The sequence below is a fragment of the Paenibacillus sp. HGF5 genome (assembly GCF_000204455.1).
Classification (GTDB): Bacteria; Bacillota; Bacilli; order Paenibacillales; family Paenibacillaceae; genus Paenibacillus_AQ; species Paenibacillus_AQ lautus_A.
In genome coordinates this window covers 1-23,398 of record NZ_AEXS01000139.1, presented here as the reverse complement: position 1 = coordinate 23,398, position 23,398 = coordinate 1, and the positions used below count along the sequence as shown (strand labels likewise).

Annotated in this window: 17 protein-coding genes and 1 pseudogene; 14 read left to right on the top strand and 4 right to left on the bottom strand. The window is 44.5% G+C overall.

Annotation, left to right across the window (positions count from 1 at the left end):
* Positions 1-371: 371 nt before the first annotated feature.
* Positions 372-1,241, top strand: coding sequence for a deoxyribonuclease IV (locus HMPREF9412_RS21430; RefSeq protein ID WP_009593862.1), 870 nt, complete (start codon positions 372-374; stop codon positions 1,239-1,241).
* Positions 1,242-2,258: 1,017 nt separating this feature from the next.
* Here the strand turns inward: HMPREF9412_RS21430 and HMPREF9412_RS21425 are convergent.
* From HMPREF9412_RS21425 to HMPREF9412_RS21415, 3 genes are all read right to left on the bottom strand, one after another.
* On the bottom strand, positions 2,259-2,969 hold the full coding sequence (locus tag HMPREF9412_RS21425) for an ABC transporter permease (protein ID WP_009593890.1): 711 nt from the start codon (positions 2,967-2,969) through the stop codon (positions 2,259-2,261).
* The gene (locus HMPREF9412_RS21420) at positions 2,966-3,781 is read right to left on the bottom strand and encodes an ABC transporter ATP-binding protein (RefSeq protein WP_009593845.1); all 816 of its coding nucleotides are present in this window, start codon (positions 3,779-3,781) and stop codon (positions 2,966-2,968) included. The genes HMPREF9412_RS21425 and HMPREF9412_RS21420 overlap by 4 nt, the downstream gene beginning before the upstream one ends.
* 209 nt (positions 3,782-3,990) lie before the next feature.
* Complete coding sequence (locus HMPREF9412_RS21415; RefSeq protein ID WP_009593865.1) at positions 3,991-5,565, bottom strand: FAD-dependent monooxygenase; 1,575 nt, start codon at positions 5,563-5,565, stop codon at positions 3,991-3,993.
* Positions 5,566-5,690: 125 nt separating this feature from the next.
* On the opposite strand from HMPREF9412_RS21415, the pseudogene HMPREF9412_RS33700 reads away from it, so the two are divergent.
* The 5 genes and pseudogenes from HMPREF9412_RS33700 to HMPREF9412_RS21395 all read left to right on the top strand — a co-directional run.
* Positions 5,691-5,825: pseudogene (locus tag HMPREF9412_RS33700) on the top strand (TetR family transcriptional regulator); the annotation flags it as partial.
* A gap of 90 nt (positions 5,826-5,915) precedes the next feature.
* Positions 5,916-6,347 (top strand): TetR/AcrR family transcriptional regulator C-terminal domain-containing protein, encoded by a 432-nt coding sequence (locus tag HMPREF9412_RS21410; RefSeq protein WP_217492368.1) that lies wholly within the window; start codon positions 5,916-5,918, stop codon positions 6,345-6,347.
* Between the two features lie 443 nt (positions 6,348-6,790).
* Positions 6,791-7,351, top strand: a complete 561-nt coding sequence (locus HMPREF9412_RS21405) for a helix-turn-helix domain-containing protein (RefSeq protein ID WP_036673013.1) — start codon at positions 6,791-6,793, stop codon at positions 7,349-7,351.
* A 208-nt stretch (positions 7,352-7,559) separates the two neighbouring features.
* Positions 7,560-8,792, top strand: a complete 1,233-nt coding sequence (locus tag HMPREF9412_RS21400) for a CynX/NimT family MFS transporter (RefSeq protein WP_009593859.1) — start codon at positions 7,560-7,562, stop codon at positions 8,790-8,792.
* Between the two features lie 5 nt (positions 8,793-8,797).
* On the top strand, positions 8,798-9,229 hold the full coding sequence (locus tag HMPREF9412_RS21395; protein WP_036673008.1) for a universal stress protein: 432 nt from the start codon (positions 8,798-8,800) through the stop codon (positions 9,227-9,229).
* 479 nt (positions 9,230-9,708) lie between these two features.
* Here HMPREF9412_RS21395 and HMPREF9412_RS21390 read toward each other — a convergent pair whose 3' ends face one another.
* Positions 9,709-10,305, bottom strand: coding sequence for a TetR family transcriptional regulator (locus HMPREF9412_RS21390; protein ID WP_009593888.1), 597 nt, complete (start codon positions 10,303-10,305; stop codon positions 9,709-9,711).
* 186 nt (positions 10,306-10,491) lie between these two features.
* Here HMPREF9412_RS21390 and HMPREF9412_RS21385 point away from each other — a divergent pair, with 186 nt between their 5' ends.
* From HMPREF9412_RS21385 to HMPREF9412_RS21350, 8 genes are all read left to right on the top strand, one after another.
* Positions 10,492-11,310: an SDR family NAD(P)-dependent oxidoreductase gene (locus tag HMPREF9412_RS21385; RefSeq protein WP_139084038.1), complete on the top strand. Its 819-nt coding sequence runs from the start codon at positions 10,492-10,494 to the stop codon at positions 11,308-11,310.
* A 616-nt stretch (positions 11,311-11,926) separates the two neighbouring features.
* A complete protein-coding gene (locus HMPREF9412_RS21380) occupies positions 11,927-13,204 on the top strand; it encodes an MFS transporter (protein WP_009593847.1) in 1,278 nt (425 codons plus the stop codon).
* Between the two features lie 354 nt (positions 13,205-13,558).
* Positions 13,559-14,152 carry a histidine phosphatase family protein gene (locus tag HMPREF9412_RS21375; RefSeq protein WP_036673005.1) on the top strand — a complete coding sequence of 198 codons (594 nt, stop codon included), beginning with the start codon at positions 13,559-13,561 and terminating at the stop codon, positions 14,150-14,152.
* A 293-nt stretch (positions 14,153-14,445) separates the two neighbouring features.
* Complete coding sequence (locus tag HMPREF9412_RS31775) at positions 14,446-15,498, top strand: ArsR/SmtB family transcription factor (RefSeq protein WP_009593883.1); 1,053 nt, start codon at positions 14,446-14,448, stop codon at positions 15,496-15,498.
* Between the two features lie 155 nt (positions 15,499-15,653).
* Positions 15,654-17,351, top strand: a complete 1,698-nt coding sequence (locus HMPREF9412_RS21365) for an ABC transporter ATP-binding protein (RefSeq protein ID WP_009593850.1) — start codon at positions 15,654-15,656, stop codon at positions 17,349-17,351.
* A gap of 331 nt (positions 17,352-17,682) precedes the next feature.
* Positions 17,683-18,321: a L,D-transpeptidase family protein gene (locus HMPREF9412_RS21360; protein WP_254664093.1), complete on the top strand. Its 639-nt coding sequence runs from the start codon at positions 17,683-17,685 to the stop codon at positions 18,319-18,321.
* 646 nt (positions 18,322-18,967) lie between these two features.
* Positions 18,968-20,134, top strand: coding sequence for an epoxide hydrolase family protein (locus HMPREF9412_RS21355; protein WP_009593889.1), 1,167 nt, complete (start codon positions 18,968-18,970; stop codon positions 20,132-20,134).
* Between the two features lie 1,376 nt (positions 20,135-21,510).
* On the top strand, positions 21,511-23,398 hold a 1,888-nt coding region (locus tag HMPREF9412_RS21350; RefSeq protein WP_009593843.1), incomplete at its 3' end, for a family 20 glycosylhydrolase.

Below are 23,398 nucleotides of genomic sequence, written 5' to 3'. Positions count from 1 at the left end.
TATTGCCACTTGCATAGTATTTTTGTTAGAGGAAAGATCATACATATCCATTTAAGTCCGCGTTTTACGCGGCTTTTTTTATGGTTTGAATTTTGTTGTATCTACAGAATCCTATGAAAGTCAAGAAGGGGGAATGTTATCAAGTTCTTGTCATCCGTCTACATAGTTAAATCATATAGAAAGAGACCGATAGGGTTACAAACATCGGCATGGTAGGTAAATTACCTTTGATGAGGAACGATAGTTGAATAAAATACCACGGCATCCTCGAGACGAATTTCGCCATTCAAAATACCAATGGTCAAAAATCAGATAAATAAATTCCTTCTACCAGTAAAAACTAATCATATTCACGGAGGGGGGGGATAAAGATGCTTATCGGTAGTCATGTATCCATGGGAGGAAAGGAGATGCTTCTTAAAGCCAGTAAAGAAGCTGCTTCCTATGGTGCAAATACATTCTTAGTCTACACCGGTGCTCCACAAAATACGAAAAGAAAACCAATCTCTGATTACAATATTTCAGAGGGTCATTTACATATGAAAATGCATGGAATCAGCAATATCATTGTTCATGCCCCCTTTTTGGTCAATCTGGCCAATTCAGTAAATAACCAGGTATTCAGCCACAGCATAGCCTTTATGCACGATGAAATAGAACGAACAAGAGCATTAGGTTCCAAACAGATTGTTATGCATCCCGGATCGCATGTTGGTGTGGGGTTAGAGAAAGGACTTAATAAGATAATTGAAGGTCTTAATGAAGTTCTAACACGAGATGATAAGGTTCAAGTCTCGTTAGAGACGATGGCTGGAAAAGGAACGGAATGTGGCTATCGCTTTGAGGAGCTGGCACGTATTATAGACGGAGTAACATATAATGAGAGTCTCTCAATTTGTCTTGACACTTGCCACATTCATGACGCTGGGTACGATATTATCAATGACTTTGATGGCGTTCTTGATCAGTTTGATCGCATAATTGGGTTAGAACGATTAAAAGTACTCCACATTAATGATTCCAAGAATGAGCGCGGATCTCGTAAGGATAGGCATGAGAATATCGGTCATGGATTTATAGGTTTGCGTTCTTTGGACTATATTGTCCATCATCCTCAGCTATCTGAATTGCCCAAACTTCTTGAAACCCCATCTATCGGACCAATTAAATACAAGAACCCTCCCTATAAACATGAAATCGCCTTGCTAAGAAGAGAAATAACAGAACCAATCAAGAAGTAGTTTCCAAACATTACACATTCATATCATTTCCAATTCATCGTTCATTTACATAATTACAACAAATTTCATGTATGCGAAATATTGATTTCTATTTTGAGGTGGATATTATGGAGGTCACATGTCTTAGGGGGTGGGAATAGTTACTGAAGGCCTAATGTCATCCGTCACATATTCGGACGACATGAATTCTCCAAGGAAACTTAATTCTGCACAAATAGTTGCGATATGAAAACTTAGTATAGCTATACTTTTGTTAAGAGCAGGGAGATGTAAACAATGTTGTCGGGGGACAAGAACATAGTCCCATATAAAGTCGCTAAAAATACGATAGGTATCAAAAGAACAACGGTGAAAGGAAGGGGAACGATGATTATGACACAAAAGAAATGCTGTTAATTGTACAATCACAACTTGGGTCTCGCCAACAAAACGCGGAAAACGTACGCTAAGCGAAAATATCCTCAAACAAGCCGGAAATTCCGTACGCTAAGGAATCCGGCTTATGTGCAATGGATACGGGAAATCAACTTCTAGTGTAATACCGGCGATATATTTCTCTGCGCTGCTCACCTCGCAGCTGGGCATATATTAGAGTGGTGAACGCTCTTTCGTAGCCAAGCATCTGCCATTCCTGAGCTCCGGCCATCTTGACCGCGATACGACGATCATTTCTTGGGCGGATCTACTGCCGACCCTATGTCAGCGCGGAAGGAGCTGCAGCGGTCCAGAAAACTTTTATTGGGGGACCGCCAACATTTTAACGAAAATATACGTTAAGTTTTTAAACATGACCGGTTGTCGTTATTTATTCCTTAAAACTGAAAAAGTGTAAACTTAGATTTAGAGTCTAGCCGTATACGTTTCGGATGATTAATTCTAATTTTGAACGGATGCGCCCCGTTTACACCCAGGCTTAGTTCGGTGAAAATATGAAGCGATTCTAAGAGTTAGAAGGCACATTGAGCGTGCATCATTTTCTTCCAAATGTATTTCTATGCAGAAGTATTTTCTAGTAAATCATCGTTGCTCCCTGTTTTGCAAGCATTTAACCGTCCCAATGAAGCCTGCCAGGCCAATTATAAATACCAGAAAATAACTGATTCCTGCCAAGGGAAATGATGCGACGCCGTTTTCCTCCAAATGCAAAGCAGGTACAGACCAGGGCAGATACGTGCCAATGGTAGTAGACCCGAATACCAATGCCAACATCAAAGTTGTAAAAGCAAAGCCGATCGGCACAAGATAACCGCGCGATATACAGGCCAATAGGGCAAGAGGGGCACTTAATAATAGGTGGAGAGAGCCAATGATAAGTATTAGGAATAAATAATGTTGTACAATCGCAAACGAAAAGCCAGGAAGTCCAATAGCAAAACCAAGTACTAAGGCATAAGCAAAGCTAATCAACATCATTACAAAACACCAGAAAATAATTGCGACATATTTGGCAATCGCTATTTTACCGCGCGATATGGGCAAAACGAGCAAATCTTTGAGCGTCCGCTCAGAATACTCACGGCCAAATGTCCAGCTTGTCACCAATCCAAACCCCAGCAGCCCAAACACGGATGCATACAAAAACGCAGTCCGTTCAAAAAAAGAAGGCCAATCGGGCTGCCCCAAGAACAACGTAATGACAAACAATATAAACAGAAGCGTGCCCCATAAAACAAAGGATCGACGCAATTTGTAAATTTCAACGCTACAGGCTGTCAACAATGGTCTCATTTTCGTTTTCCCTCCTGGGCTCCGATTACTTTGAGAAAATAATGTTCCAAATTCTCTTCTTCAACGTTAAGCATGGTGAGCGGCACTTCGTGATGAGCAAGCAATTTCGCAATATGTTCGGGATGCTTCACGGCATGATCATCCGGTAGTGCAAGGCAGTTATTCGAAGTCGAATGTACCGCATACCCGGAGTCTGAAAGAATAGCTTGAGCCTTCCGAGTATCCTTCGCCCCGATCATCAACTGCTTTCGGCGAATGGTTTCAAAGTCTTTTGTTGTCAGTTCTTCAAGCAATACGCCTTTGTGAATAATGCCGATTCGAGAAGCCATTTTGGACATTTCCTCAAGGATATGGCTCGAGATAAACACGGTAACCCCTTGTTGAGAAGCTAGAGCTTTCAGCATTACCCTTATCTCGACAATTCCGGCTGGATCAAGCGCATTGGTTGGCTCATCAAGAATCAGAACGTCCGGCTTATGAATTAACGCTTTGGCCAATCCAAGTTTCTGCGCGTTACCAAGTGACAAATCTCTTGCCTTACTATCCGCATATTGGGTCAGATTCAATTGCTCCATAATTTCGTTAACTGCCCTCGGAACCGGTAATCCTCGCAACCTGGCCATCAAACTCAAGTTTTCCCTAACCGTAAAGTTAGGGTAGGCATAAGGAACTTCCACCATATAACCTACTCGTCTCGACAAATTGGGATTCCCATTCTCCCAGCGCTGACCAAACAAATACACTTCTCCGGAAGAAGGCTTACTCATTCCAAGAAGAGCTCGAATGGTTGTCGTTTTTCCTGCGCCATTCAACCCCAGGAATCCATAGATTTCACCTTTTTAACGGAAATCGAAACGCGATCTACAATGACTTTATTTCCGTATTGCTTTGTCAGGTTAACGGTTCGAATAATTTCTTCCATAAAAAACAGTCCTTCCCGTATCATCAATTTAACTCAGTTCATTAATAGTGCCAGCGGTCACCTGAGATGTTGTAAAAGAACGCCGACGGTTTTTCCAAATCAGTTTTCGCGATAAATGAAATTCAAGTAATTCAAGATCGATACGGTATCATCAATGGAGGTACGCAGTGCGATGTAACCGTCGGGACGAATCAATACGAGTTCTTCGCTTGCCACATCGTAAATTCGATAGGCATTCCCTGCTGCGTCGATTATGCCTTCCGCTCCCTCCACATGCGATGGCAGGATGCAATGCACATGGAGTTCGTCGTAGGTGAAGTTCTCCAAAGAAAGATGATCTGTGCGGTTTACAAAAGCCAAAAGCGTCCAGTGTGGGCCGCGCAACAGGTCAAATACATTTCCTGCAAACCCTGAACCTTGCAGACCCTCGGCATTAGGAGCACGATCCCCGGGCAATGAACGGGTAACATTCAGTTGAACAGACGGGTGGGTAAGAGAACTTGACCGATAGGAAATGAGAAGTCCGCTCGTCAGATCGTCGGATATGGTGCTCAAGGATTGGGATAACGCTCCGCGTTCAGTGGCCGTCTCTACGACCCCTCCCATTTTTTTCGTGCTGTCCTCGAGCACGGCTTGAGCTACGGGGCGGCGCTCCTCATCGTACGTGTCGAGCAAGGCGGTGTCAGCTCCGCGAACGACGGCTTCCAGCTTCCATCCGAGGTTGTATGCGTCCTGCATCCCCGTATTCATGCCTTGACCGCCGGCCGGCGAATGAACATGAGCGGCATCGCCGGCAAGGAAAACCCGGCCGTTGCGGTAACATTCAACCATGCGGACGTTGATCCGATAGATGGACAGCCAGGAGGCATCCGTAAGCCGAACACGTCCGGCTCCTGCGCGACGGTCAAACATGGCTTGATACACCTCTAGCGTCGGCTGCTCTGGTTCTTCGATGTCTGCCGGAATGGTAGCCTGCAGCTGCCAAATGTCGGATCTTGGTATCGGCGTCACCCCGACCATCCCCTCCGGAGAGGTCCAGATATGGATACGGTCACGATCCAGGCCTTCCCCTTCCAATCGTACATCCCCAAGATACCATCGCTCCTGATCGTGTGTTTCTCCAACCAGCGGCAAATGGATAAACCTGCGGATATTGCTTTTGCCCCCGTCAGCGCCGACTACATAACGAGCGCGAATTTGCTCTTCTCCTTGCGGTGTATTCACGGTTACCGTTACACCATCCAAATCCTGAACAAGCCATACAGCTTCTAAGCCTAACTCGATTTGGCCGCCAAGCACCGCATAGCGGTCGCGCAATGCTTTTTCCACATCAAATTGAGCAATCCAGACCGGATCACGATAGGGTGTCTCGAGTTCAGCGCTGGCTGCAACGGTAATCGCCGGCTTATCCACACTCCTGCCATCTGCGGTATAATAACGAACAGGCAAATCCACGACACCTGTGTCAATAATGTAACGAACGGCCTCCAAATCATCGACGACCTCTAGCGAGCGGGGCTGGATTGCTTTGGCGCGAGACGCTACGTTATATAAGGCGCTTCGTTCAATAATACGATGGTCGACGTTTCGACGGGCAAGGTCGCAGGCAAGTGTAAGCCCTGTTGGTCCGGCCCCGACAATGAGAACATCAACAAAAGACTGCACGGTTTTCATGGATAAAATCCTCCTTGATCATTGATTTTGATACGTTGCATTGATTATACTACACCGTGCAGTGTAGTTTGTAAAGTGGAACTCATTTTTGATAGTATACCTGTAGGGGGGAAACGTAAGCATGGATAATACGGAAAACAAAAAAATACCGCAAAGGCTCTTCAGACAAACGAGCTAAAATTATTGCAGCGGCACGAGAACTGTTTCTATCAGATGGGTTTGATCGCTCCAGCGTCGATGCGGTCGCAGCTAAAGCGGGGGTTTCCAAAAGGACCGTTTATGATTATTATGGCGACAAACAGAACTTGCTGCTTGCTGTTGTGGAAGAAACCAGTCGGGCGGTTCTGGACATGATCAAGCAAGGGATATCAGACTACCTCTGGGAATTCGAGGATCTGGAGCAGGCGCTCGTCTTATTCTGCGAACAATTCGTAGCTTCTGCGAACGGTTCGTCCGATTACAGCGCTCTGATTCGCCTGGTTACAATGGAAGCCGCCAACCTGCCAGCCTCGTTTTTAGAAAAGCTGGATAACGCAACGGAAGAGGGGATTATCAGGAGGTTTACCGAGTTTGGACAAAACGGACTGCTCGATGTACCAGACCCTGTAATGGCTACAAAGCACTTCGCTGCCTTAACGTTTTTATTGGTATTTGATCAACCGATAAAAGCAGGAAATTTGGAGGAGGAACAAACCAAACGTATCATCTCCGAAGGCGTACGCGTCTTTCTTTGCGCTTATGGAAAACGCACCGTTCAAAACGAAAATCAACTATCAAACTGATTGCGATTTTGCTTAACGATAAAAGACTGGTGGAGCCACAATTTAACGTAAATAAACGCTAAGGACGTGTTGGCATTTCAAAACTGATGACCGATAATGTTCAGAAAATGTTGGCGGATCCAATATAAAAACAGAGCGAAGTCCTATTTGGAGGGATGGCTCTGTTTTTTATACCCGATAGCGTGGGACGATACAGATCTCGACTGTCGCCGGCGTTTTAAAGAAAGTGGAGGCAGCCGTGACTATCCTAATTAGGCTACAGGAATTCCGACAAAACTAACCCTCAACTTTTATCGGGATTTTATTAAATATTGAACTTGTGAACAATTTAGGTGCGTTAGGGAAGTATGGAAATCCGCTGGGCTTACACGTGGTATCGTATGGAAAAGAATCTAGATAAACAATATACTAGCTATATAGTTTTTTGTTGAGGTGAATATCAAATGGATGAAATCGATGAATCAAAACAAATTGTATTACAAATCGGCGGTGCATTGAAAAAGTACAGAAAAGAAAAAAACATGACCTTAGACGACTTATCGGAATTGACGGGCGTAAGCAAACTTACTCTGGGAAATATCGAACGTGGCGAGACAAATCCAACTTTGGCAATTATATGGAAAATTTCAAAAGGCATATCTTTACCGCTATTGGCTTTGTTCAAATCAGAGAACCCTGTTAGCTTGTATCGAGCAGGCGAAGGATTACGGTTTTCTAATGATGAAAAAAATTGGATCATTGAACCAATCTTTAAAAGCAACGATATTGAAATGTGTCGGGCATACTTACAGCCAAATAGCTCGTATTACCCAGAAGGTCATCATGAGAATACAACTGAAATTGCGACAGTAATGGCTGGTTCCATTGAGATACAAGTCAATGGAGAGACTTACACATTGAATCAATATGATACGATCAGTTTTCGTGCGGACTGTCCTCACTCTTATACCAATCATACGAATAGCGAAACAGTGCTCCATATATCCTTAAAATATGGTTTCTAAAAGTCGAAAAATCCACTTATTAAATACAACTCCGAATCCCTTAACGGGAATTCAGAGTTGTATTTTTATTGTTTAGATGTATTTTAGTATATTAAAAAATATTTATTGTTTATTTTAATATATTATAATATACTTTTGTTGTTCGCGCGGATGTTATTCTCATATAGAAACAAATAATTAGTATGATTTCAGGAAGGAGAAAAGAAGAATGCCGAAAAAACATAATAAAAAATTCGTGCAATCCTCAATAGGACTAATCATTCTCGGCATTATTGTTATTGCAGCTAATTTACGTACTCCCTTAACCTCAGTCGGTCCTTTAGTGAGTCTTATAAGGGATGACGTTCATATTTCAAATACATTAGCAGGCCTGATCACAACGGTACCCTTGCTCGCCTTTGCTTTATTATCGTCTCTAGTACCAAAATTAGGACGAAGATATGGGGTTGAGCGTATCATTTTGATTGCTCTAATCTTTCTGACTGCTGGTATAGTCATACGTTCATTATCTGGCGCACTTAATCTGTTTATTGGGACAGCTGTTCTTGGATTCGCAATTGCCGTATGCAATGTATTATTGCCAAGTATAATCAAAAGGGATTTCCCAAATAAAATTGGCTCCATGACGGGTGTTTACTCCATTTCAATGAATTTATGTGGAGCAATCGCATCGGGAATCAGTGTACCGCTAGCCGTGAACGCAGGTCTAAAATGGCAGGGAGCATTGGGAATATGGGGGATTCTAAGCTTTGTTTCGATCCTCTGTTGGATACCCCAATTAAGAAATCAAACAAAACAAACAGCCACGACGAGTCAAAGGATGGTCAGCTACGATGTGAATGTTTGGCGATCTCCGCTTGCCTGGCAGGTAACCTTGTTTATGGGTATACAGTCCATGGTTTTCTATGTGTTGATCGCTTGGTTGCCTGAAATTTTAAAGCAGCAAGGAATTGACTCCAACCAATCAGGATGGTACCTCTCGATCATGCAGTTAGCCATGCTTCCATTTACCTTTATTGTCCCCGTAATTGCTGGGCGCATGTCTAACCAACGTTTGTTAGTGGTCATTACAACCATTTTGCTTCTGTCGGGAACGCTCGGACTTCTTTACGGGAGCTCCCATATCATTCTGTTGTGGATCATCTTACTCGGAATTGGTGGAGGCTTCGCCTTTAGTTTGTCCATGATGTTTTTCGGGTTACGTACTGAAAATGCGCATCAAGCAGCGGAACTGTCTGGCATGGCCCAATCGATCGGATATCTTCTTGCCGCAATCGGTCCAGCCCTTATAGGATATCTGCATGATGCGACAAATAGTTGGAACCTGCCGCTTTTCATTCTGCTAGGGGCTTCGGTCTTACTCTTTTTAGTAGGTATAGGAGCAGCAAGTAATCGTTTTGTAGGTAGCCGAAATAGTTACCAGCTGCCACGGAAAGGATGATCACTATGTTTGACAAAATTATGGTGGCCATTGATAAAGGTGAAATAACGAACAAACTCCTTGATGCAACCGTTGAAATAGCCCATAATAAACAAACTCAAATTACCTTGGTAAATGTCAGCCAGGATTATGTGTCGAACGGAATGACATATGTACCAGAGAATTTTTTGGAAGACCTACTGAACGAAATGGAAAAAGCGAGTTTGGAGCAGTTGCACCAAGCCAAATCTAAATTAAAGTCTGCGGGGATTAACCCGAAAACTGTTCATCTTAAGGGAGATCCTGGGTATGAAATATTGAATTATGCAAGGGAAACCGAGCAGCAACTTATTATTATCGGAAGCCGTGGGCTAAGGGGCGTAAGAGGAATGATGCTTGGAAGTGTCAGCCACAAGGTTTCGCAGTTATCAAGTTGCCCAGTCCTCATTGTACATTAACTCCTTCGGGAACTGCTGAGATGATGCATTGTTATACTGGCGGGGGAGTGTTTATAGTATGAATCATACAGAGGCATTCTAGGATATTTGTGTCCTACAATGCCGCTGTTTCTATATCTCTTAGTTGCTCAAATGCTGACGCTAAAGATGACGGGAGGGAGGACCTGTCACACACGGTGCTCCACAACGATCACCACCGTAATGGCTGAAAGGTGATAAGGTCATTAGACATCTGTCGAGGGACAAGAACGTGGTCCCATTGAAAGTCGCTTTTATAGCGGCTTTTTTGTTTTATCGGTCACAGAAAATCTAAGAGGGAAAAGGGCAAGTTACTGTACCGATTACCGATTAGATAAGTATCTAACTATGTTTCCATGCAAGCAGTTTAGTTGAAGATTAGTCACGGAGAACAATACCATACGCGCCGGCAAAAAATAGGGGGTGTGGATAGACTTAAATATCCTTTTGGACTACCTCGACTACTCTTGTGAGTCTTGCAGATTAAGCGTACGCAAGTTCGACATCAGGAAGGGCAGCACATGCTCGATGAATTGTTCCACCGGCTCTTCCTGCCGTTGACTCCACTTCACAACCACCCCATAAATTGACCAACTGATCATCGTAGCTACCCATTCCATTCTACGCTGCTCTTCCGCCGGTAGATCTTTGACATGCGCCATGCAAGAGATGATGACATTGTAAAGTTGTTGCTTGGCATTGTCCTCCATCGCCTGCGAAAGGGTTCGCCGTGCATTCAGCTGCTTCGTCGTTTCAATCTGCCACTCACAGACTGCCAGCATCAGATTGCGCAACAGCTCTGTGCCCTGCATTTGCGTACCGGGAGGAATCCGTGTTGATAGAATCTCCGTAAATGCGCTGGTCATGGTTAACTCAAGCAATTCATATTTATCTTGATAATGGTTATAAAAGGTGGCTCGGTTCAGTTCAGCACGATCCATAATATCCTGAATCGAGAGGTCTTCGAAGTCCATTTCTACAAGCAAATCCGTAAATGCTTTCTGAATATATTTCCTCGTTCGCTTTGCGCGAGGATCATTCGGGTTCACTATACCCATCCCTCACCATCTCCTTGTCTCGCGACCTGTAGCCGGGAAGAATACAATTTGGATCTATTGTTGTCTACACAACAGATCTGCTCTTTTGCTGATTGATTCGCATTGGAGATTACTATTAATATGGTAATTGACAACTGTTGTCTAGTCAACATTAATAGCTTAATTCATATGTGGGAGAGTGGGAAGGTGAAGGACTTATTCGTAGCAGGAGGTACTTCCGGGATGGGCAAAGGGCTCGCCATTTACTATTTACGCCAGGGCAGCAGAGTGACGGTGACAGGAAGCAACCGTCTCCGGGGTAAGGAATTTCTAGACGAGGCTGCACGACTTGGCGCCGCAGAACGGGCATCCTTTATTCAAGCTGATCTATTGTCATTGTCTGAGAACCGCCGGGTCATTCAAGAGGTTCAACAACACCATGCATCGCTTGACGGACTGGTGCTTACAGCGATGCAACAATTTCCTAAACGGAAATTGACTCCGGATGGTTTTGAAAGCACTTTTGCGCTCTATTATGTCAGCCGATTTATTCTGAGTTATGGTTTAACGGAATTGTTGGAGAGGGGGATCAATCCGGTCATTGTAAGCATCGGAGGCACTGGAATGACGAAGGGAGCCGTTCACTACGATGACCTTACACTTCAACAGGGGTATGGTCTGCTGAAGGCGACTCTGCAGGGAGGACGGGCGAATGATCTGCTGGGGGTTGCGTATGCTGAGAACCACAAGACCGGGAAGACACGTTTCATACTTAACCATCCCGGATATACCCATAGCGGTACGAATCATTTGGCCCAGCCTTTCAAGGGAATATTGCGCGTTATGGGCAAGCTCTTCGCACAGCCGGTGGAGAGGAGTATTCAACCGATCATTAAGCTGATGGATAATCCTCCATCCCAGCCCCTCATCGCCTGGGACCGAACCAAGCCCGTTGATCTCGATCTCCCAACGCTTAGCAAGAAGGACGCACTAAAATTATATCAGTTGACCAAGCATATTCTTTAACATTTGGCCGAAATTGATGTTGGATAGGCCGCTATTGATATCTATTTGAAATACAAAGAATGAATGATGAATTGACAGGTGAATAATTGCAACAGTCAGACCTTACATATTAGGTCTGACTGTTTTTTTCTGTGTAAAGCGAATAGCCGAAAAGGGTAACCATCCGACAAATATAAATAATACTGACATGTCGGGGGACAAAAACATAGTCACATTGAAAGTCGCTAAAAATAGCGGCTTTTCAGTTTTATCGGTACAAGTTCTTGTCCAGAGTCGAGGACAAGAACTTGTACCGATTGCCGATTAGACAAGAATCTAATTATTTTTCCATGCAATTTCATCAAGCTAAAGGGCAGGACGGTTTAAATAGATAGCAGAAAGAGGATGCCGGAATTATGGCATCCTTTTGTTCTACATGAGTTACGAATCTATATGAAATATTTTGTGTAAACCGTTCGAGAACTTGCTGCTGCTTACTTATATTTTGTTTTTTCCTGTTTCTTGTTGTAAAACCTATTTAATTACCGTAATCTTATTTTTATTGAAATATTTTTTTGAATAACTCTTATTATTAGTTTAATAAGGTAACTTGTTAAAAAATGGAGAAAAACCTTTCATGAAGTCATCAGATTTGACCCGTCCTTTTTATTTCCTGTGGACGACCCAAACCGCGGCGAATGCAGCTGATGTGCTTTACATTATGGCGCTTACGGTGCTGGTCCTTGATCGGACCGACTCTCTCGTATCTGCGGCACTGATGCCGCTGATGCGCAGTGGGGCTCAAATGCTGAGTAGCCTGATTGCGCCTCTGCTGATCAATCGTTTCAAGTTGTCCAATCTTCTTTTATTGTCGCAAGTGGGGCAATTCCTGCTGTTCGTTTGCCTAGCCGTTTATTTACAGCTTAGCGGAGAGGCTTCATCGCTTGTTTTGGTATTTTCACTCGTATTTGTGATGTCCTTTCTCGACGGATGGACAAACCCGGCCCGAAATGCACTTATACCACGTCTAGTAATGCGTGAGCAAGGTCTGCTTAAAGCCAACGGACTGATTAGCGTCAGCGATCAGATTGTGCAATTCGCAGGCTGGGGATTAAGTGGCATCGTCGTTGCATTTATGGGAGCTAGCCCTACGTTGTTGCTGACGGCTGTTATTTATGGTTTTGCCGCGGTATTTACGCTGGGCGTCAAAGAACCTACGGAATTGGAACTTGGAGACAAGGAATTGGATGCGCCCACTGACAAAATATTGGCACTTGGCACATCCAGATGGCATACTCTAACCGAAGGCTGGAAAATGATATGGAAAACGCCTCGCCTGCGGGTGCTTACCTTTATGGACATCATCGACATGCTTGGCGCTTCGATTTGGGTAGGCGCCTTTACCCTTGCTTTCGTTCAAGTTGCACTTGGACAAGGCGAAGAATGGTGGGGATTTATTAATGCCGCTTATTTTGCAGGGACCATAGGTGGTGGGTTGCTGGTACTGGCACTAGCACGGGCCATAGGTAACCGCTATCTAGCGGTGATGATGATCGGCATGGCCGGTTATGGGGTTCTGACCGCACTTTACGCGCTCAATACAGAGCCCTACGTTGCGCTTATTTTCGTTATGTTGATGGGGCCTTTCGCGGAGCTCTCCGTTATTAACCGGCGCACCTTAATTCAGCACAGCGTAGCCAAACTTTTGCTGCCCAAGGTGTTATCTGCCCAAGCTTCACTTATGCATCTAGTATTTTGCATTTCGCTGCTAGGCATGGCTTCGCTTGCCGAATACATCGGGATTGTGAACCTCTACCTGTTCGCGGCCGGCCTGACCATGCTAGCGCTCTTGGTAGGCTTGTTGAGTCACCGGGCTTTCCGGGACAGAGCCGCTCATGGCAGAACAATCGGTTAAGTCCGAGGAGATGAACCTTGAAACCGCACAAGCTTAAAGGAAGCATAAACTTGCCATGAGTATTTAGAAGCATAAAGTGCATTTAGGCAGACTTATAGTTTATTTCACAATCATGGGTGACTTAACCAAGCATAAGTCTGCTTAAAGTCATAATCGGAATAAAATTGTGTCGAGAGCTTCAAAAGGACATTGAAAGGTAATTCATACAGACAGCTGGCTAATTAGTCAGCTGTCTTTTTTCAACATATAGGCAGGATAGCGTAATATTTTCTCTCTATCCTAGTATCCACTATTTGTTAAAATAGCGAGTAGTTTGGGTTTGTAATTTAATTTATTGAAGGGAGCGTATTACATATGCAAATTATTTTGATTCGTCATGGTGAATCTGAAGCTGATATATTGAGAGTTCATGAAGGTCGAGCCGATTTTTCACTAACTGAATTAGGTCGGAAACAAGTAAGATTGATGGCTGATAAAGTAAAAACACAATTTCCTCCCGATTTCATTTGGGGAAGCACCTTAAAAAGGGCAAAAGAAACTGCATCTACACTTGCTGAAACGATTGGGTGTGACATCCAATTTGAAGATGACTTAATGGAACATAATAATGGGATATTGGCAGGCTTATCCTTTGAAGAAGCAAAAAAATTTCCCCCCCCCAAAGAACTGCATGAACGAGTCGAAAATGGGGAATCAGCAATCGAATTTCGAATGAGGATAGAAAGCATTTTTTCAAAAATAATAACATCCTCAAAATATGAAAGGATTGCTATCGTAGCACACGGAGGTGTGATAAATTGTCTACTTCGTTCATTTTTTAAGATGCCTGTTGAAAAGGAGTTTTGGTTTAAAAGTGGTGATACTGCAATTCATCTTATTGAAATAACTGCGACGCAACGTATTGTACATTTCCTTAACGATATCTCTCATCTAGATGCATTGAAGTAAGTGAGACAATTCAACCAACGGGAAACGTTAGTTCAAGAAGACAAGAAGGCTGCCGTAAACGATATCGGCTCCCTTTGTTGAGCTAACGATCGGTACTGAAGCTTGCAAAAGAGGTGAATGGTGGATAGAGCTGTTGCTCCTCATCTAGTGAGTCCATTTCGTTTCCCTGACTTAATCTAAACAACAATAAATCCCCACAGGTTATTTGACCTGCAGGGAAACTTGAATACCGAATTCCATGCATATATAATATATTAGATATTGGCCGAATCTTAAATGTACCTGGAGGTGCCATGAATCTTAATTTTCAATTCGAACTAGATCCGGTTTTTGAAACGCTAGGTCTTCTGTATCATAGTAGACATGCCGATAAGGTCAAAGAAGCAAGCATTAGTGAACTCAATAAATTCGGTGTGGATGGAGAAATATTTTATAATAAGCATTTGAAATCGTTTGACCAATTCATTCGAGCCTTTTTAAAACATAGGGAATGGGATGAACAAGCTGAGTTTTTCTTTGGTGATGATGACGACCAATTTTTCCATATGCTCGTTCGCGTCGTATGCGAGAATCCAAATTGGATGACCGCACCCAATATGATGCGTGAAGAGGCAGTCCGACTCGAGATGCTAGAGCTGATTGCCAGAGATGAGGAAGTCCATGCGGCTTTACCTGAGAATCTCCGGCTTGAAAACATACAAACACTAGATGAGATCATTTCCTTCTTGGACAAAACTCCTTTCGATGAAAAAATGAAATGGAAGCTAATGATCCTGGTAAACGATCCCCTCGAGCGGATTCAGACGCTGACGGCTATTGTGAATCGTCACCTAGCGGCATTTGAACGGGCGCGGCTGGAGATTCAGAAACCGCTGGACAAACTTATACAAAAGCATCGACAGACTGTGCAAAAGCAAGAGGGGGGCCACTTTTTTAAATTTGTTGAGGTATTCGAATACCAAAAAGCCTGTGTATATCCAACCTTGATCATGCCGTTGAGTCAGATCTTGTACAGGGATTATTGTTATTACGGCCTTTTGGTCGATGCACTGCCGATTCAGAATACAAAGAATGACGGCTCCGAGGACTTGCTTCTTCTCAGACTAAAGGCGATGGGGGACAAGAGTAAATTACAAATTCTGGCTTCCCTCAAAACCAGTCCGAAATACAATCTCGAAATCGCCGAACATCTGGGGTTGACGGCTGCTACTATGTCCCACCACATGAATGTACTGCTCGCTTGTGGATTGGTCGCGATCGAAAAGAAGAACGGAAAAGTGTATTACCACCTTGACCAAGAAAAAATTAAGAGTTTCCTTGGTGATTTAGAGCAGTTTCTGCTCTGACCCGTTGTGCTGTCTTTAGACATCTCCCTCATAGAAGAGGGAGATTTTTTTGTTTTGTAATTAGATATTTATCTAATGCATTTGACAAATATTTTATGTATGTTATATCCTTGTATTACAAATTAGAAAGTTATCTAACTATTGGGGGAGTAGCTATGAGAGAAGCTTTATTAAAGAATAAGGGACTGATCACGCTTACCGTGTGCTTTAGCCTCATTGTCTCGTCAGGAAGCGTGTTTGTCGCTATATTACTGCAGAGAATCATTGATGCCGCTGTAAAAGGCGACATGGGGCTTTTTCAACAAACTTTGATCTTCTCCATCATTTATGTACCTTTGCTGGGCCTTTTTGGGTATTTGTATTCCATCTGCAGCAAGGCATTGATTCGGGGCTGGACGGTAACTCTACGGGAAAGAGTATTTCGGGGGATTCTAAGAAGAAATTTTGAAGAATTCTCGAATACCAATACGTCTGACTATCTGTCCGCCCTGTCCAACGATATCAAGCTAATCGAAGAAAACTATGTCCAGCCTCTTTTGATCACGCTGCAGAACATCATCATTTTTGTCGCATCCCTCCTCATCATGCTTTTTCTCAGTCCGCTGGTTACTGGGATTCTGGTCGGCTGCATGATATTGATGTTCACGGTTCCTTCCCTTTTCGGTAAGGCCCTGCAAAAGAGACAAATAGCCGTTTCCTCACAAATGTCTGTATTCACTTCAAGGCTTAAAGATATGCTTTCCGGCTACGAGGTCATTAAGTCTTACTCCATGGGCAACCATGTGGAAAAGAAATTTGCGCAAGAGAACGAAACTGCCGCCAACACCAAATTTTCGGCTGACCGCACGCTTGCCCTTAATGAAGGCGTGTCCGAAATTCTCGGCAGCTTAACCCAATTTGCCGTCGTCTTCATCGCCGCCTTCTTGATCCTTACAGGCAAACTGTCAGCAGGAAGTCTTGTCGCTCTTGTTCAACTAAGTAACGGGTTTGTTGGCCCTGTCATGATGATCATGCAGAATATGCCAAGAATTCAGGGTGTCAAGCCGGTAGTGAAGCGAATCGATGCTCTGGCTGATTATGAGGAAGCCTCTTTCAAAGGGGAGATCGAACCCAGATTCCACGACAAACTGCAGGCTGCCGGGTTAGGCTTTGCCTATAAGGAGGGGAGGAGCGTGCTTTCAAATATTGATCTGATCGTGCTTAAGGGTAAAAAATATGCGCTCGTCGGACCAAGCGGCTGTGGCAAGTCCACGCTGGTCAAGCTGCTATCAGGCTGCTATGCGGGCTACCATGGAACGATTACATATGACGGTATCGAGCTCAAACAGCTGGATAAGAACCGCTTACAGAAATTGACATCGACCATCCATCAGCAGGTGTACATGTTTGATACAGACATACGGGGGAATATTTGCTTATATGAGGCTTTTTCAGAGAAAGAGATCCAGTCTGCCGTTCAAATGAGCGGGATTGACAAATTGATTGCGCAACTGCCGAACGGGTTGTCGTCTGCCGTCGGAGAAAACGGCTCCAACTTTTCCGGAGGCCAACGCCAAAGAATAGCTGTTGCGCGGGCGCTGATTCGAAACATGCCGATTCTAATTCTTGACGAGGGCACCTCGGCTGTGGATATGCAGACTGCTTATGAAATCGAAAAGAGGCTGCTGGATGTCCCGGACCTAACATTGATCACGATCACCCATAACATGAATCCAGACTTACTAAGCTTATATGATCAGATCATATACATGGAAGAAGGACACATAGTTGAAATGGGCAGTCTCGAGGAACTGCTTGAACGGGGTGAGGGGTTCCGCCGTTTTTTCACTCTGGAAAAATCAGTAGCAGAATAATCCGAAACTACCTAACTTTTAATTGAACCGACATAATGCCCTACATGCTTGCACCTATAAGATCAGAGCTCCCGGATAACTATCGATGTGGCTAGCTGAATGAATTGCCACAGTACCCCTGAAATGTCATCGAGAAATCAGGATCTCAAGAATACTCAGGATTCATTAAAATGTAATAATTTAACTTTAGGAATAGGAAGGAGGAAATCAACAAAAATGAACTGTATATAATCGCGTTATTGATTAAATAATAAAAATGTTTGATCAATATGAAATTAACTTAACATGGTGAAAATACATGATACCAACTAATCCAAAATTTATTCTAATCATGTTGACAATGCTAGGAGTATTTCATTCAACTACTCCTGTCTTGCCGATTATACATGACCAAAGCAATCTTGAGATTGCTATTTACCCTGAGCGTCACAAATTACTTGTACGAGAACATGGACAAATAATTAAGACCTACTCTGTAGCAGTCGGTAATCCTTCAACACCGACTCCAGTTGGAGATTTTAGAGTTAAATATAAAGGAACCAATTGGGGACCCTCATTTGGTCCACGTTGGATAGGATTAAATGTACCGTGGGGCAATTTTGGAATTCACGGTACGAATAAGCCCTATTCAATTGGTCAACACCTTAGCCATGGTTGTATCCGAATGCATAACAAGGATGTCATTGAACTGTACGAATTAATTCCGATTGGGACCAAAGTAACGATATACGGTCATGTACTTGGAGAAGACAATCAAAACCCGAGGGATTTAGCTGAAGGGGATGTTGGTGGAGATGTGCAGCTTATTCAATCCCGACTAAAAAGTGCAGGATATTACAATGGGGAATGCGACGGGAAGTTCCGCTTCAATACAACCGAGTCACTTAAGAAATATCAGAGGGATCATCACCTTATTCCAAATGGTGTTGTTTCTAGTAAAGAATATGAAGAGTTAGGTTTGGTTGAATAGATGAGAATCCTAGGCAAACCGACCGGAGTATCATTCCTTGTGGAAAGTAAGAAAATGGACACTTATGTTTTGGTCGAACCCCGCGGGCTGTTCTTCCTGCATTTCTAGGGATATGACGAACCTGAAAAATTGACCCGAGATCTGAAAGAGGCAGTGGATAAAAAACGAATCATGTGAAAAACAATAGAGCTCGTGAACAAAAAGCCGCCGAGAGGCGGCTTTATTGCTTTATTCGAATAAGAATTAGCGACCTAATCTGTGATGTTAGTTTTTCAGACTAGATATACTCGGGTTCGTTGCTTTACAAAGTCCGCTTATTCCGTGGCTTCTTTTTTAATATGAGAGGTTGAAGAACTACTGGAATGAACAAATAACGGGTAACGATAGCTCATTGAAGACATAAAGAGGCAGCCGGCTTTTGGGTCGGCTGCTTTTTCTCAACCAACGGGCAGGATATTTCCAATATGTGGTGTATATGATTTAATGCCCATAGTTTAACGCGTTAGCATGAGGAGAGCAGATGTAATTGAATTGAATTCGCTTTGTAAAAGGGTTATTAACCCATGAACCCTGACATAATGTAGTCAGAGTTCATGGATTATTATAAGTATATCAGCAAAACAAACATTTAAAGGAGGAAGTTCACATGACAAATACAAGACCTATTATTTCCGAGGAAAGCACAGAAATTCAGCCGTTCCGTATCTCCGTAGCGCAAGACGATCTTGAGGACCTTCGGTATCGTTTATCTCGGACTCGTTGGCCGGAAAAGGTAGGTGAAGCGGGCTGGAAATATGGGGTATCGCTGGATTATGTGAAAGACTTAGCACTCTATTGGGAGAAAGAATACGATTGGCGTAAATTCGAAGCTCGCCTGAATGAGTATCCTCAATTCACTACGAACATCGATGGTGCCAACATTCATTTTTTACATGTTCGTTCGCCAGAACCAGACGCATTTCCACTACTGCTTACCCATGCATGGCCTAGCTCGATTGTCGAGTTCTTGGAAATCATCGGTCCGCTCAGCGATCCGCGCAATCACGGTGGCGATCCGGCTCAAGCGTTTCACCTAGTCATTCCTTCCGTTCCTGGATTTGGGTTTTCAGGGCCAATTCTTGAATCGGGATGGGATATCGCTCGTATTTCAAAAGCATGGGATGTCTTAATGAAGCGTTTGGGATATAAGGAATACGGTACCCACGGCAGCGATTGCGGTGCACTTGTATCCAGAGAACTCGGCATTCTGAAGCCGGAGGGTCTTCGTGGCATTCATGTACTGCAGCTGTTTTCGTTCCCTTCCGGAGATCCGGCAGAGATGGCTGACTTAACGGAAGAAGATCAGCGAAAACTTCAATTCCTTGCCAATTTCCATGAACGGGCAGGCTTTAATTCGATTCAATCCACACGCCCGCAAACACTCTCCTATGGGCTAACAGACTCGCCGTCAGGTCAGCTTGCTTGGATTGCCGATTTATTTTGTGGCTTTGGTGACCATGTGGATTTTATCGACAGGGATGCATTTCTGACGAACGTCACCTTGTATTGGTTGACCAATACGGCGGAATCATCTTCTCGCTTGTATTATGAGAACGCGCACAGCCAAAGTCAGGAGCCGCAGGGACCGAATACGACACCGACAGCAGTGGCCGTGTTCGGAGATGATTTCAAATCTATAAGACGCTTTGCTGAACGTGACAACACGAATATTGTGCAATGGTCAGAATTTGAGCGCGGAACCCACTTTGCCGCAATGGATGCACCGGATCTTCTAATCCCTGATATTCAGTCTTTTTTTCGGAGATTCCGTTGACACTATTTAATATGGTTATACAAGATAGGAGCTATTCCACGTGAGTAAGCTGAACAAGAGCAAATCCAAGACGCAGTATCGATCAAAAACCCAGTAAAATTTATAGTAATCCCGACTAGAATCGCTCGCTAGTACGCATAGCGCGTCAGACCCTGCACCTAGACGCTTCCCGTAACGCATTGCAATTACGTCCCTTGCTGCAGCCCGGAGGCTGCAGCGGGAGTGGTTCGGAATAGGGTACCGTTAGTGCAAATCACTCGGCGGGGCATATGGGAAAAAGGTTTACCATATGTCGGAGGACAAGAACAAAGCCCCATTGAGAGTCGCTAATTTAGCGGCTTTTTTGATTTATTGGTACAAGTTTTTGTCCCTATTCGAAGACAAGAACTTGTACCGATTGCCGATTAGATAAGCGTCTAACTATATTTCCACGCAATTTCATTAAGGCAACGGGCAGGATTACTCTCCAATCTGAATTGATCGAAGAATCGCTTGTGAAATGTGAAAGATACATTAAATAAGACCTTTAAGATAATTGTGAAAACCTAGACAGGAAAAGGCTTCAGCAGTTTTAATCGGATCTCATCGGAAAGCAGTTCTATCGCTGGCAGCGATGAGGTCAGGGGTTCGATCCCCCTAAGCTCCACCAAAATGCCGATAAATCCTTACGTAAAAGGTTTTTTTATTTTTGTTTCTCTCTGTACGTTTCGGTTTTGCGTACGTAACATTTTTGGCTTGTGTCCTCACTTCTTGAAAAATAGATTTTTTAGTCGTGGCCACACAATTGGCCACACTAAGATATTTTTTTGGCTGCGTTGCGACTTTTTCGAAAGCGAGCATGCTCCGCAGACCATTATGTTTCCTTAAAGCAAAGCAACCGCCCTGTCCTCTGTCGAAGGCAGGGCGGTTCAATTTGTTCTGTTCCGAATACTCCGATGAAAGGCGGTCAGAAGCTTGAAGGCGAATTATTGAATCGTCGTTGACGATTCAGAATTAGAATCGAACAAGCTGCTCGAATGCGTTTCTTTATGTGCCTTAAACCCGAATTATATAAAGGAATATTTCAAACTGATGGAATCTATAGAAGGATTCGATATTCCATAACATGAAGAAAAGCCACTTCTATTTAACGAGACTCGAATAGTACTAATGTCCGAGTTTAGTGGAAGCGCACCAGTTATGATCGAAATACTGGCATGCTTAGCCTTGATTCACCGTAGAAGGCCAAATGTCCACATTTGTATATAGAATGTAAACACATGTATATCGATGCTTCATTGCCCTCTACTTATAATGAAGTTGCCGCAGCAAATAGCATGGAAGGTCATGCGGGTTGCTTGTGGTAATTCGTGCAAATGACAAAGGGAGGGATATTCGTGGGTTTACGGCAGAGGGTTATTTTTTTTGTTATATTTGTTACCGCTTTCATTATGGTGACCACCCTTTCGGAGAGGTCCAATGCCGCAACAGGGAATATGGCTCTAGGGAAGACGGCTTATTCGTCGTCGAACGAAGTGGATTTTTTCGGACCTGAGAAAGCGGTCGATGGGGGCACCGAACATGCAAGCCGCTGGTCTTCGGAAAGAACGGACGATCAGTGGTTTTACGTTGATCTGGGCGAGCCTGTAGAAATCGGAAGAGTAATCATCAACTGGCAGACTCCGGCGGAGCAATATCAAATTCTTGTATCCGACGATGCGGTATCCTGGCGGAGCGTATTCGCGGACAACCGCGTGCTCGTCGCGTCCGGGCCGGGTGAAGATACGATCGATTTCGAGCCGACAGTGGCGCAATACGTCAAGTTTCAAGGGGAAACGCGACGTCCTATTGAGGGCGTTTATTACGGATACTCCTTCTGGGAATTCGAGGTATACAAAGGCAGACCGCAACTGCAGCCAATCATGGACGCGGTGAAAAACAGCATCGTCGTTTCCGAAGGGGACACCCTGCTGAATCTGCCCGCTGTACCGGAAGGTTATACGCTGACGCTGGTGAACACGGACAGCTTGCCGGTGATCGACGTGCAGGGCAATATTCATGCGCCGCTTGTCGATACTCAGGTTCAGCTGCTGCTCCAAATCCAGAGCGATAGCGATCCGACATATCTCTTAACGGATAATGCGCTAGTCACCGTACCCGGTCTCTACGAGCAGACGAGCGATCGGAACCCGGAGCCGCGCGTCATTCCTTCTTTGCGTGAGTGGCTGGGCGCAACCGGCGAGTTCCGCTTGTCGGACAAATCCAAAATCGTCATTCGCGCAGATGATGAAGCGGCTCTGCGGGGGACGGCTGACATTTTGCAGCAGGACTTGTTGGATTTAACGAAGTTGTCACTGACAGTTGAGGTTGGTTCTCCTCAAGAGGGAGATATCTATTTGATGCTGGATGCCGCGCAAGCGGGGTTGGGGAAAGAGGGATATGAGCTGAATATCGGCGAGTATGCTTCTGTTGCTGCGTCCGAGCAGACGGGAGTCATGTTCGGCACGAGAACGATCTTGCAGCTGCTCGGCCACGTTGCCGATCATAAGGCGATGCCTAAAGGGCAATCGCGCGATTATCCGAAATACCCAGATCGGGGCTTTATGCTCGATGTCGGCCGCAAGTTTTATACGATCGAGTTTTTGCAGGACTATGTCAAGCTGATGTCCTACTATAAGATGAACCGGTTCCAGATTCACCTGAACGATGATGTCGGCGATGTCGGTTACTTCCGTCTGGAGAGCGAGAAATTTCCGGGAGTGACGAGCAAGGACGGCTATTATACGAAGCAGCAATTCAGAGACTTGCAGCTGCTTGGGATGGAATACGGCGTAAACGTCGTGCCGGAGATTGATACGCCGGGCCACTCCGGCGCGTTCATTGCCTACGATTCCCGGTTGGGCAGCAACAATCAGCTGGATATCAATCGTCCAGAGACGCTCGACTTCATTAAAGCACTCTTTGACGAGTATCTCGACGGCAGCAATCCGACCTTCGTCGGCCCGGACGTGCACGTCGGCACGGATGAATATTTCGGCGACGACAAGGAGGCGTTCCGCAGGTACGCTGATATGCTCCTTAACCACATTAACAGCAAAGGCAAACGCGCCCGTCTATGGGGCAGTCTGTCCGCATACGACGGCACGACGCCGGTCAGCAACAATGCGACGATGGACATCTGGTATGAGCCGTACGGAAGCGCTCAGCAGGCCGTGGAGCTCGGCTACGATATTATCAATACCAATACGAATTTGCTCTACATCGTTCCGCAGCTGTACCGCAGCT

What these genes read in the sequence shown, in the direction of transcription:
- HMPREF9412_RS21430 (WP_009593862.1), top strand. Translation starts at nt 372, where the DNA reads ATGCTTATCGGTAGTCATGTATCCATGGGAGGAAAGGAGATGCTTCTT.
- HMPREF9412_RS21425 (WP_009593890.1), bottom strand. Translation starts at nt 2,969, where the DNA reads ATGAGACCATTGTTGACAGCCTGTAGCGTTGAAATTTACAAATTGCGT.
- HMPREF9412_RS21415 (WP_009593865.1), bottom strand. Translation starts at nt 5,565, where the DNA reads ATGAAAACCGTGCAGTCTTTTGTTGATGTTCTCATTGTCGGGGCCGGA.
- HMPREF9412_RS21410 (WP_217492368.1), top strand. Translation starts at nt 5,916, where the DNA reads ATGATCAAGCAAGGGATATCAGACTACCTCTGGGAATTCGAGGATCTG.
- HMPREF9412_RS21405 (WP_036673013.1), top strand. Translation starts at nt 6,791, where the DNA reads ATGGATGAAATCGATGAATCAAAACAAATTGTATTACAAATCGGCGGT.
- HMPREF9412_RS21400 (WP_009593859.1), top strand. Translation starts at nt 7,560, where the DNA reads ATGCCGAAAAAACATAATAAAAAATTCGTGCAATCCTCAATAGGACTA.
- HMPREF9412_RS21395 (WP_036673008.1), top strand. Translation starts at nt 8,798, where the DNA reads ATGTTTGACAAAATTATGGTGGCCATTGATAAAGGTGAAATAACGAAC.
- HMPREF9412_RS21390 (WP_009593888.1), bottom strand. Translation starts at nt 10,305, where the DNA reads ATGGGTATAGTGAACCCGAATGATCCTCGCGCAAAGCGAACGAGGAAA.
- HMPREF9412_RS21380 (WP_009593847.1), top strand. Translation starts at nt 11,927, where the DNA reads ATGAAGTCATCAGATTTGACCCGTCCTTTTTATTTCCTGTGGACGACC.
- HMPREF9412_RS21375 (WP_036673005.1), top strand. Translation starts at nt 13,559, where the DNA reads ATGCAAATTATTTTGATTCGTCATGGTGAATCTGAAGCTGATATATTG.
- HMPREF9412_RS31775 (WP_009593883.1), top strand. Translation starts at nt 14,446, where the DNA reads ATGAATCTTAATTTTCAATTCGAACTAGATCCGGTTTTTGAAACGCTA.
- HMPREF9412_RS21365 (WP_009593850.1), top strand. Translation starts at nt 15,654, where the DNA reads ATGAGAGAAGCTTTATTAAAGAATAAGGGACTGATCACGCTTACCGTG.
- HMPREF9412_RS21360 (WP_254664093.1), top strand. Translation starts at nt 17,683, where the DNA reads ATGTTGACAATGCTAGGAGTATTTCATTCAACTACTCCTGTCTTGCCG.
- HMPREF9412_RS21355 (WP_009593889.1), top strand. Translation starts at nt 18,968, where the DNA reads ATGACAAATACAAGACCTATTATTTCCGAGGAAAGCACAGAAATTCAG.